The organism is Microcoleus sp. A003_D6, from assembly GCF_036702825.1.
GTDB lineage: Bacteria > Cyanobacteriota > Cyanobacteriia > Cyanobacteriales > Microcoleaceae > Microcoleus.
In genome coordinates this window covers 1-9,604 of sequence record NZ_JAUBWA010000182.1, presented here as the reverse complement: position 1 = coordinate 9,604, position 9,604 = coordinate 1, and the positions used below count along the sequence as shown (strand labels likewise).

Here is a 9,604-nt window from a genome sequence, read left to right as displayed (position 1 = left end):
TTCTCAAACCACCATCGCCATAACTTTTCTGGTGATGAATCTTTCGGCCCTGCTACGGCAGGCTTTTTGGCTTTTTTATGTCTATTTCAGGATATACACTTTTTTTCCTGTTTTCCACCTGTGATGATTAATTAAAATTATGCTTTCTACAAAAGAGCGTAAACAAAGCTTATATTATCAAGGGACTCGCGAGTTCCTTCATCTTTCTAAATGCTGTTTTCTTACTTTTTCAGCAAGCCCTAGGTATAAATATCACCCTCGGCACGATTCCTCGATCGGCCAAATCTCAGTTTTATGCCCAAAATCCGAGTAAATGTTGAGCATAATTGCTGATTGACAAATGCTTTCTTAGCTTAACTTCTTACCAATGGATTTGGAGGGGTTTCGCAGCGGCAAATTAAATCAGGTTTTGCAGCCAGAATTGTTGGGGGGCCAAAGGTTGATTAATTGTCCTGAAAAAACGTCACTACAACAGTGTGTTCGTCCCGATCGCATTTAACTTGAAAACGGCGCTGAGGATAAAGCGATTTTAGGCGACTTTCCCACATCTGAGCTAATGCTTGTCCCAAATACAATAAATTGTCGATACTCGTATTTTCCGCACCGGGAAGAATGTCATCAACGTGCTGGTGGTTCATCACCTGCTCAATTGCAGCGACATCATTCCCCAGTTCGATTTTCCACTGTTCGTAGATTTGACTGTTAAAGGCTTCTGACAAAAAGATACCGCCTTCATGTTCGACAAAATCTGGCCAGAATAGTTTTGTGAAAGCTATAGCAATTTCAATGTTCGCAGCTCCAAAAAGATAATCCCAGAGTGAAAAATCATCGCCGTTGGCTTTTTTCCATTGCTGGAAATCGATTAGTTTATCTGCATTCAAGGATATTTGTTTGATGAACATAATTTCTAGGGTATTTCATCCAATCTAGCTGGCCTAACTGTTTTTTCAGCTTGCACGAAAATGTCTCCTGCTGAGTTTTGGTTGTGTTTGTATTCAACAGCGTGAGGTGTCGGCACATTTGCATGAGCCTTTCCTGTCAAGTCTACTCGCTTAATTGCCCGTCCGCTGTCATCGTAGACGATATAGCTGGTAATGTTCTTGCCATCCATGCGGTAGAGTATGTTTCTGGCACTTGCTCCATCTAGAGGAAATCTGCCACTTACCTGGGTTCCGACGGCTATAAGGGTGCTAGCGGGGATGCCAACTGTCCAGTCAACTGGTTTAGACATAATATTAGTCCTAAATTATTTTACCATCTCAGTTTGATAGATGTAGGGTATTTGGATATGTACAGAGTACAATTTATAGAAATTTGCATAAATCCTGACTGGGGGTTAAAGCAATAGCATAAACTGAAGTAGCAGGAAGCTGAAGCAAGTTTTATGAAAGTTAAATTTAGGTTATTTCCCGTCGTGCTGGGTTTGTTGCTGTGCGCGTATATCCCCTTTCGAGTGCTAGCTAATCCGCAACCTGCTGGTGATACGGTTAGCTCTGCGCTGTGGTGGCAAGTTTCTGTATACAATCAGGTACAACAAATTAAAGACAAGCAATATCAAGGGTGCGTGTGGGGCGATTCTATTTCCTCGGCTTTGGGCGATTCTTTGGGTGAAGAAAACTTTAATTTTGCGATCGGCGGAATGAGTACAGTTTCCCTGCTAGAACAGCTTAAGCTGGTAGTTCCTTTGCGGTTTACCTGCGAAAAAACTATTATTGCGATCGGTACAAATGATGCTATGTACGGCATTAGCGACGAGCAGTTTGTCCGTAACTTAAAAGAGGCGATCGCCGTGATGCGATCGCTCGGCACTAAACAAATCATTCTCATTCCTGCTTTTTACTCCACTCTTGCCGCCAGCTACAATCCTAAATTAGCAGGAACAATTGCTAGAGTTGACGAAATCAATGTTCTCATTGATAAAGTAGCTGCCGACGAAAATATTCCTGTGGAATCTCGCGGCATACAAGCATTGTTTAAGGAACAAGCTCTCAATGCAGATTTAACAATTGACGGCGTTCACCTCAATGCTAAAGGTTTAGATATATACAGAAAAGTTTTGTTAAATATTTTGAATTATCCTTTAACAACGTGCATTATTTCCGAAATAATCTGTGTTTAAGTTATTACTTTAAATTCCGTAGACGGGGACTTGATGCGTGTATTTTGAGCTTAACGAGCGCAATCAAATTGTTTTGTATGGAGGACTGAAGTCCTCACTACAAAATTATAAAGGTTATTTTACATGACTAGATGTTAAGGAGTAGTTGGCTGAATTTGCTGTGGCTGCATTTGCTGCTGCTGATTTTGTAGGGACACGGCGAAAGCCTTTGTCCCTAAACTTCATCAACCTGGAATACGCTGTATTAAGGAGTAGTTGGCTGAATTTGCTGTGGCTGCATTTGCTGCTGCTGATTTTGGAGCAGAAGTTGCTGCTCCTGGATTTGGAGTTGCCGATTCTCAATATCTATTTGCCGCTGTCTGTCTTCAAGTTGCAGTCTTCTATCTTCAAGTTGCAGTCTTCTGTCTTCTGCTTGCTGCAATCTATCTTCACGTTGGAGCTCTCTTTCTAGCAGTCTGTCTTCACGTTGCTCTTGTCTGTCTTGACGTTGTTCGCGAAGCTGTCTGATCTGAATTCGCCGATCGAAATCTCCTCCCAAAAATAAGTTTTGAAAAGTTCTGATCGTTGTATCAAACCCAGTAAGAACGCCACTAACAGCGCCGATCCCAGTTGCAACTCCTGCGATCGGCTGCAAGAAACTGTTGATATTGTCTGCTACCCTAGTATAGCCCGATCGCGCTACCAGAATCACATCGTTGTTGCGGAGAGTTGGGTTATTGTCAGGATTCAACCCTTGAGCAAAATCCACCTCGATCGTGCGGCGAGAAACAGTACCGTTGGGGTTCAAACGCAGCAGTTCTACTTTGTCTTTTTTGGCCCGCAATTGATTGAAACTGCCTGCGGTCAGTAAAGCTTGGTGCAGGGATGTACTGGGCCGCACCTGCAAAGCCCCGGGCCTAATTATTTCTCCTACAATATTGATGCTAATCGCGTTCGGAGAAAAACTGCTATTGGCGACTTGAGAAACTTCAGCTAAGTCTACAGTAGCTGCTGTCGGGATAATCACGCTATCACCTTCTTGCAGCAAAACATCTTGACTTGCGTCGCCTTTTTGCAGCAAATCCCACAGATTTACCATGATAGTTTGTTCGTTGCCACCTCTGATTTGGCGGCGGATTTGCACGCGGCGAATGTCAGCTTCTGTAGTGATACCGCCAGCAATTTTGAGCGCTCTAGTTATCGTTGGTAAACCGACAACGGCTCCTTGCTGTTGCTCGATGGATACAAAACTCAGTTCTGTTTGTTGGTTGGTCGATCGCAAATCAGCAGCAGATATAGTATAAGGCCCAGGCCTGTTTACCTCGCCGACAATTACCACGCCAATTGGTTTAGTAATATCAGCGGAAAAATTAGCACTGGCTCTTTGACGAACTTCTTGAGTATTCAAGGCACTAGCTGTCGGTACAAAAATTGTATCTCCATCTCGAATCGTGACATCTTGACGCAAATTTCCCGTGTCTAAAAAATTCTGCAAATCTACTGTAGTAACTTGCTCTGGCGCGCCTCTGCGGGGACGGCGAATTTGAACATTTCGCATATCTCCTGCTGATGTCACCCCTTGTGCAAGTTGCAGCATTTCCATCAAAGTCGGGAATTTTACTCCTCCTCCTTCTCTAACTGGATTAATCTTGTAGGAACCCGGCCGAGTAACTTCACCGGCAAGGCCTATATTAAGAGGGCGAGCGACGATCACAGTCACAGTAACAACGGGAACATTGATGAAGGGTTCGTATCGCTGGGTAATCACGTTAGCGGCTTGTTGCAGCGTCAACCCTTGAATTGAGACGCTGCGAATGATGGGCAAATTGAGTGTCCCGTCAACTAACACTTGATATTCTTTGCTGAATTCAGGGACGCCGAAGATATCTAAAGCAATGCGATCGCCCGGGCCTAAAGTATAAGCTGCTTCTGGTGTCAGCGAACCAGAATTGCCGATCGGCGGCAAACTTACACCCCGAGGTGGCGGCGGCGGTACTATCGGTTGGTTTGAGTTAGGACTGGCGGCAGGATTTCTGATGGCAGGCAACTGAGCTATACTGGGCAGCGAACTCGATAGCACCAGGAGTGCTGACAAACTCAGACTTGTAGCGGTTTGAACGGTATGTTTCATCTTTCTTCCTGGTTGCAGCCTGCCATTGAACGAGAGCAATTTAGCTAGTTGATTTTAGTTTATTTTCCCTGCTGTCCAGTGTAGCCTCGCTTCGCTGCAAAATCCACAGGTGGAATGATAAAAATAGTGCGATCGCACTTAACTATTTTGTACCTTGTTTGTAAAGAAACTGTAAAGCCCGCCAACTGTTGTCAGGATTAGGATCTCGTTTGAGCAAAATTCTTCCTAAGCTGTTCGACATTTAAACCACTAACGAGGCCTGTAGGGTGCGTCAGCTAGAACACTTACTAAGCAAGGGAAACAAGATAGGGCTGACGCACCCTACAATACTATTTTAAATGCGTAACAGCTTACATAACTCGGGATACAAATCAACCCGCCACAGAAAGGAGATAGGAAAAAACCACCCTGATTTGAGGTAAAATATTAGATAATTCTATCTGCGGGACAAAGACAAGTGTCACTAAAATTGGATAAAGTAATTCCCTGGGGACGCTGCTTGGATGAATACATAGGAATGTTTAGCTTGACATCAAGTGACCTCAAACTAGCAATTCTTGATTGTGCGGGCGGCCCGGCGAGTTTCAATGCCGAAATGACTCGCCAAGGTAAAAAGGTAATTTCTTGCGATCCAGTGTATCAGTTTACTGCGGTGGAAATTGGCGATCGCATCCAAGAAACATATCAAACTGTGATAGATGCTGTCAAGGCAAATGTAGACGGCTACCTGTGGAACAATTTTGAATCGCCGTACCAGCTAGGCGAAGTGCGAATGAAAGCGATGCAGGAATTTTTAGAAGATTTTCCCTCTGGCTTGCAGCAAGGCCGCTACCTGAATGCTGAGCTGCCAGTTTTGCCTTTCGATAACGGTAAATTCGATCTAGCTTTGTGCAGCCATTTCTTATTTGCTTATTCTCATTTGCTTTCGGAAGAATTTCATTTGCAAGCAATTACAGAAATGTGTCGGGTTGCGAAGGAAGTCCGGGTATTTCCTTTATTGCAGAGTTTTAGCGGGGAGGAATCAGATCACTTAAACCCGATTATTACCGAATTGAAAAATAGAAGTTTTCGTGTAGAAGTTCAAGAGGCTCCTTATGAGTTTCAAAAAGGTGGAAACAAGATGCTGCGAGTTAGGGGGTGAATGTAATTCGCGGCTGCGGAGGGCATGGCAATTTGCGATCGCTTATTTCACAAAAATTAGATCGGGATCGCGAATTAAATAACTTACAATTTTAATTGTTATTGTAGAAGTTATAGCCTTTCTCAAAAAGATGAGGTATGACTGACAGCTTATATAACCACTAAGCTAAGAGGGCTGAAGCCCAACTACGTACCTCATCTTTCTGATAACCGCTATATTTAATTCTCATTCCTAAGCAAAGCATAAGGTTATGCCTCATCTTGGGGTTCGCCAATCGCACGCTGGAGTGCATTGCGAATGTGGATAATCCTCACCGTTGGTATGGGTCGATCGTCAAGAATAGTGAAGAGTATGCGATACGTAGTTTTACCACTTCCATACAGAAGCTGGCGAATCTCTTGGCTGAAAAATGCGTTTTCACGGGCTAAAATACAACGACGGGGCATTTCTTGGAGTGAGGAAATCGCTTTAATTAAGCCCTGATACCATGCTTGAGCGCGATCGGGAGTAGTGAATTGGGAAAAGTTCAGAAACGCTGCATCAGCCTCAGATTGAGCTGTACTGGAAAAGTCAATGCGATACATTATGCTTCCAAAGAAAGTCCGTATTTCTGGTTTTGTCGATCGACAAACTCTTCCAGAGTAGAAAACTGACCCCGATCGAAGTCATCAAGTCCGCGTTGAATCCCTTCTAATGCCTCGAAGAAATCGCTTTCATCAAAGCTAAGTCCGAAGGCGATAACAGCTAGGGTAACGCTGGTTATATCTTGTCCTGTACTTTCCGCCCGTTGGCGCAGCAGTGCTTCGATTTTCGGTGGTAAGGTGAGTGTAAGAGTCATAAAAGTTATGATGAATGGTTAACTTTATTTTCTAACTTTATTTTGGCATAGGTAGCCAAAACGATCGCTCCCTAGACTATCTGCCCATTGCTTAACCCGATCGTGTCCAATGCCCGTCTTGTTTGTCTGGAAATCTTGCAAGGCTGCGAGACTCCTTGCGATCGTTTCTTCTTCGCTGAGGGGTTGAAACTCGTTTGCTGTGTCAATTTCTCCCCACTGATATCCCTCCGTTTCTTCGGCAATTTCTCCGATTAGGCGTTCAAAGTCGCTGAGATTACCGTTGGACTGATTCAGCCATGAAAGCACGATCGCCTTAACCGAATCGCTGGGCATGGCTTGAATTTGGGCGTGGAGTTGCTTTATAGATTGAGCCATTGGACAATACAGAGTGACTGATGTAATTTTAGCGCAGTGTCAAATAGTTGTGGGCACTATAACGCACAGTTTCAGCATATTTTTGATAATTTTTCAATCGATGTTATAATCGATGCTGGAAAAAAAAATGCCGCACGGATAAATCCGGGTGCTTATTTCTCGGACACCACGTTTTCTTTAGTAATTCTAATCAAAAACCGCAAAGCTTGATTTACTGCTTCAGAATCGGGAAACATCTCTGCAACATCCGGTTCTAAACGAATATTTACACCACCAAAGGTCTTTCGTCCCGATCCTACCCTTCTTACACGCAACTTCCTCAAATCATATGATTCCGATCGCAGTTCATCGTCCATCCCTGTTTTATTCTTATTCATAAACTTCAATATCTTTGATATACAGCATAAGCTGTTGCGGCATTTAAACTACACAGTCAAAATTTGATAAAGTTCTTGTGGGGAGTAGGGGTTGGGCGTCTCGCCCGCACAAAAAATGCAATTTAGATGTAGAACAGCATATTCCATGTAGATGTGGTACACATAATCTTCTCGTCAGTAAGGTGCGTCGCCCTCAAAAATCTGCAACTTATATCTAAGATGTCGCAGCGACGCACCCTACGGATTAACTTGTTTTCATCCCACTCGAATTTCATAAAGATCCCAAATCAGCATCTTTGATATAATATTACACCTAGAAGCCAAACTAAAACCAACTCATGCCACAAACAGTCTGGATCGCACGACACGGAAACCGCATCGACTTCGTTAACCCCGACTGGTTTCTCACCGCAGAACGCCGCTACGATCCCCACCTTTCCGAAGACGGTCACGTTCAAGCCAAACAACTCGCCAATCGCCTCAAAGGTGAAGGAATTTCTCACATTTTTGCTTCCCCTTTTCTGCGAACTGTCCAAACAGCTAATCACGCGGCCAACGCCCTCGATTTGTCAATTAAACTAGAATGGGGACTGTGCGAATGGCTGAATCCTGAATGGATGACAGAAATGCCGGAAACCCTCTCCGTCGAGGCTTTGTGCTCGCGTTTCCCCAGAATTGACCCCTCCTACAAACGCGGCATTCCCAACTATCCAGAAACAGCCGAATATTGTCTCAACAGGGCGGGGGAAACTGCTAAACGCCTCGCGGCTGAGTTTCCCGAAGATATGTTATTAGTAGGTCACGGTGCGTCGGTTTTAGGAACTGCGATCGGGCTAGCGGGCGGTGCGGAAACGGAAATTAACGCTTCTTTGTGCTGTTTGGTGAAAGTGGTGCGGCAAGATGCAGGATGGTCGATCGAACTTAATGGCGATACTTCCCACCTGACTGACTCTGAAGCCGCGATCCGGTTTAATTAACTCTGCACTCAGTTTATGTACTCTGTGTGCAGCGTGCACCCTACGTTAATCCTGACTGCTGACTAATGACGACTGACTGATGACTACTGACTAACAATAATCGATATGGCTGGACACAGTAAATGGGCGAATATTAAACGCCAAAAAGCTAGAGTTGATGCGGTTAAAGGCAAAGTTTTTGCTAGAATATCTCGCGAAATTATTGTCGCGGCCCGCAGCGGAGTTCCCGATCCCGCTGGCAATTTTCAACTGCGGACTGCTATAGAAAAAGCCAAGGCGGCGGATATTCCTAATGAAAACATAGAAAGGGCGATCGCCAAAGGTGCTGGCTTGGCGGGGGGAAGTTCGGAATTAGAAGCTATTCGCTACGAAGGTTACGGCGTTGGCGGAGTTGCTATTCTGATTGAAGCGCTGACAGACAATCGCAACCGCACGGCGGCTGACTTGCGAGAAGCTTTTAGCAAAAATGGCGGCAACCTGGGCGAAACTGGTTGTGTGGGCTGGATGTTTGACCACAAAGGAGTTTGTACGGTACGCGGCCCGATTGATGAGGAACAATTGTTTGAAGCGTCGCTAGAGGCGGCTGCGGAATCTTATGATTTGATATTAATTGATGAGGATACTGAAGGTGCAGAGGTTTTTACAAGTGTGGCTCATTTGGAACAGTTGGCTGATGTTTTGAAACACAAAAAATTTGCAGTTTTGCAGTCGGAAAATCGCTGGATTCCCAGCAATACAGTGGAAATAGATACTCCTGAAAAAGCTCGATCGCTCCTTAAGTTAATGGATGCACTGGAAGATTTGGACGACGTGCAAAGCGTGACGGCTAATTTTGAAATGACAGATGAATTGATGTCTTTGAGTATGGTTTAACGATCTAAATCACCAGATTTTTGCCATCCGCAAGGCAAATCCCGGTAACTCTGGATCGGCGCTGACTGTTTCAGGATTATCTAAGATTTCAGGTTCGCGATGGGGACGGTAGATGTAGACTTTTCTGTTTTTGCGATCGAGCAAAAAGCCGAGCGATACACCGTTCTCAATATATTCTTGCATCTTTTTTTGCAATCCCTTGAGAGTGTCACTAGCAGACCGCAATTCAATCGCAAAGTCTGGACAAATCGGTGCGAATGAGGCTTTTTGTTCTTCAGTTAAGGCATTCCAGCGCTCTAGTTTAATCCATGAGACATCGGGCGATCGGGTTGCTCCATTGGGTAAGGTAAAGCCTGCACTGGAGTCAAACGCTTCACCTGTGCCATCTTCTTCTGCCCATTTCCCCAATTGTAGGGCAATATTGAAGTTGCGGTTCCCTGTATCTGAAAAGGCTGGTGCCATAATGATAACTTCCCCACTGGCTGTACGTTCAATTCTCAAATCGCGATTAACTAGACAGAATTCATAGAACTGTTCAACAGTCATCGATTGGATCGCAGGGAAATTGACCGTCAGTGGGACGATTTGGGTTTGAATTAGCAGCGTCGTCATGGTTTTTCCTCATTTGGTGCAGGGGTGACAGAATACCTTGAGCTTACACTATCTTAGCTTGACGATCGCAAGTCTTAGGATCGCAATTAAATAACTTACAATTTTAATTAGACCTCTTGCAAAAATCCTTTTAATCAAATTCTGGAACGGGCTCTCCGGCCCATTCCACAAGAAAAAAAATT

Annotated in this window: 12 protein-coding genes; 4 read left to right on the top strand and 8 right to left on the bottom strand. The window is 44.4% G+C overall.

Translation table 11 applies throughout. From position 1 onward, the window contains the following. Positions 1-443: 443 nt before the first annotated feature. Both QUB70_RS29890 and QUB70_RS29885 read right to left on the bottom strand, forming a co-directional pair. The gene (locus QUB70_RS29890; RefSeq protein ID WP_332985319.1) at positions 444-902 is read right to left on the bottom strand and encodes a hypothetical protein; all 459 of its coding nucleotides are present in this window, start codon (positions 900-902) and stop codon (positions 444-446) included. Between the two features lie 5 nt (positions 903-907). Continuing rightward, on the bottom strand, positions 908-1,231 hold the full coding sequence (locus QUB70_RS29885; RefSeq protein WP_332985317.1) for a polymorphic toxin type 24 domain-containing protein: 324 nt from the start codon (positions 1,229-1,231) through the stop codon (positions 908-910). Positions 1,232-1,384: 153 nt separating this feature from the next. Between QUB70_RS29885 and QUB70_RS29880 the strand changes: the two genes are divergently transcribed. Beyond that, complete coding sequence (locus QUB70_RS29880; protein ID WP_332985315.1) at positions 1,385-2,119, top strand: SGNH/GDSL hydrolase family protein; 735 nt, start codon at positions 1,385-1,387, stop codon at positions 2,117-2,119. Positions 2,120-2,363: 244 nt separating this feature from the next. Here the strand turns inward: QUB70_RS29880 and QUB70_RS29875 are convergent, their stop codons facing one another. Beyond that, positions 2,364-4,229, bottom strand: a complete 1,866-nt coding sequence (locus QUB70_RS29875) for a polysaccharide biosynthesis/export family protein (RefSeq protein WP_332985313.1) — start codon at positions 4,227-4,229, stop codon at positions 2,364-2,366. Positions 4,230-4,686: 457 nt separating this feature from the next. Here QUB70_RS29875 and QUB70_RS29870 point away from each other — a divergent pair, with 457 nt between their 5' ends. Continuing rightward, positions 4,687-5,370 (top strand): class I SAM-dependent methyltransferase, encoded by a 684-nt coding sequence (locus QUB70_RS29870; RefSeq protein WP_332985312.1) that lies wholly within the window; start codon positions 4,687-4,689, stop codon positions 5,368-5,370. A gap of 248 nt (positions 5,371-5,618) precedes the next feature. On the opposite strand, the gene QUB70_RS29865 is transcribed toward QUB70_RS29870, so the two are convergent. From QUB70_RS29865 to QUB70_RS29850, 4 genes are all read right to left on the bottom strand, one after another. Then, positions 5,619-5,954, bottom strand: a complete 336-nt coding sequence (locus QUB70_RS29865; RefSeq protein ID WP_332985311.1) for a type II toxin-antitoxin system RelE/ParE family toxin — start codon at positions 5,952-5,954, stop codon at positions 5,619-5,621. Then, positions 5,954-6,208 carry a hypothetical protein gene (locus QUB70_RS29860; protein ID WP_332985310.1) on the bottom strand — a complete coding sequence of 85 codons (255 nt, stop codon included), beginning with the start codon at positions 6,206-6,208 and terminating at the stop codon, positions 5,954-5,956. The genes QUB70_RS29865 and QUB70_RS29860 overlap by 1 nt, the downstream gene beginning before the upstream one ends. Before the next feature lie 24 nt (positions 6,209-6,232). Further along, a complete protein-coding gene (locus QUB70_RS29855; protein WP_332985309.1) occupies positions 6,233-6,583 on the bottom strand; it encodes a hypothetical protein in 351 nt (116 codons plus the stop codon). A 152-nt stretch (positions 6,584-6,735) separates the two neighbouring features. Next, positions 6,736-6,960, bottom strand: a complete 225-nt coding sequence (locus QUB70_RS29850) for a hypothetical protein (protein WP_332985307.1) — start codon at positions 6,958-6,960, stop codon at positions 6,736-6,738. Between the two features lie 338 nt (positions 6,961-7,298). On the opposite strand from QUB70_RS29850, the gene QUB70_RS29845 reads away from it, so the two are divergent. Further along, positions 7,299-7,937 carry a histidine phosphatase family protein gene (locus QUB70_RS29845; protein WP_332985306.1) on the top strand — a complete coding sequence of 213 codons (639 nt, stop codon included), beginning with the start codon at positions 7,299-7,301 and terminating at the stop codon, positions 7,935-7,937. 105 nt (positions 7,938-8,042) lie between these two features. Further along, positions 8,043-8,810, top strand: a complete 768-nt coding sequence (locus QUB70_RS29840) for a YebC/PmpR family DNA-binding transcriptional regulator (protein ID WP_332985304.1) — start codon at positions 8,043-8,045, stop codon at positions 8,808-8,810. A gap of 9 nt (positions 8,811-8,819) precedes the next feature. Here the strand turns inward: QUB70_RS29840 and QUB70_RS29835 are convergent, their stop codons facing one another. Then, positions 8,820-9,422, bottom strand: a complete 603-nt coding sequence (locus tag QUB70_RS29835) for a Uma2 family endonuclease (RefSeq protein WP_332985303.1) — start codon at positions 9,420-9,422, stop codon at positions 8,820-8,822. Positions 9,423-9,604: the final 182 nt, after the last annotated feature.

Excerpts from the sequence above, each read along its gene's own strand:
- QUB70_RS29840 (WP_332985304.1), top strand. The coding sequence starts at position 8,043 with ATGGCTGGACACAGTAAATGGGCGAATATTAAACGCCAAAAAGCTAGA.
- QUB70_RS29850 (WP_332985307.1), bottom strand. The coding sequence starts at position 6,960 with ATGAATAAGAATAAAACAGGGATGGACGATGAACTGCGATCGGAATCA.
- QUB70_RS29835 (WP_332985303.1), bottom strand. The coding sequence starts at position 9,422 with ATGACGACGCTGCTAATTCAAACCCAAATCGTCCCACTGACGGTCAAT.
- QUB70_RS29845 (WP_332985306.1), top strand. The coding sequence starts at position 7,299 with ATGCCACAAACAGTCTGGATCGCACGACACGGAAACCGCATCGACTTC.
- QUB70_RS29855 (WP_332985309.1), bottom strand. The coding sequence starts at position 6,583 with ATGGCTCAATCTATAAAGCAACTCCACGCCCAAATTCAAGCCATGCCC.
- QUB70_RS29865 (WP_332985311.1), bottom strand. The coding sequence starts at position 5,954 with ATGTATCGCATTGACTTTTCCAGTACAGCTCAATCTGAGGCTGATGCA.
- QUB70_RS29885 (WP_332985317.1), bottom strand. The coding sequence starts at position 1,231 with ATGTCTAAACCAGTTGACTGGACAGTTGGCATCCCCGCTAGCACCCTT.
- QUB70_RS29875 (WP_332985313.1), bottom strand. The coding sequence starts at position 4,229 with ATGAAACATACCGTTCAAACCGCTACAAGTCTGAGTTTGTCAGCACTC.
- QUB70_RS29890 (WP_332985319.1), bottom strand. The coding sequence starts at position 902 with ATGTTCATCAAACAAATATCCTTGAATGCAGATAAACTAATCGATTTC.
- QUB70_RS29860 (WP_332985310.1), bottom strand. The coding sequence starts at position 6,208 with ATGACTCTTACACTCACCTTACCACCGAAAATCGAAGCACTGCTGCGC.
- QUB70_RS29880 (WP_332985315.1), top strand. The coding sequence starts at position 1,385 with ATGAAAGTTAAATTTAGGTTATTTCCCGTCGTGCTGGGTTTGTTGCTG.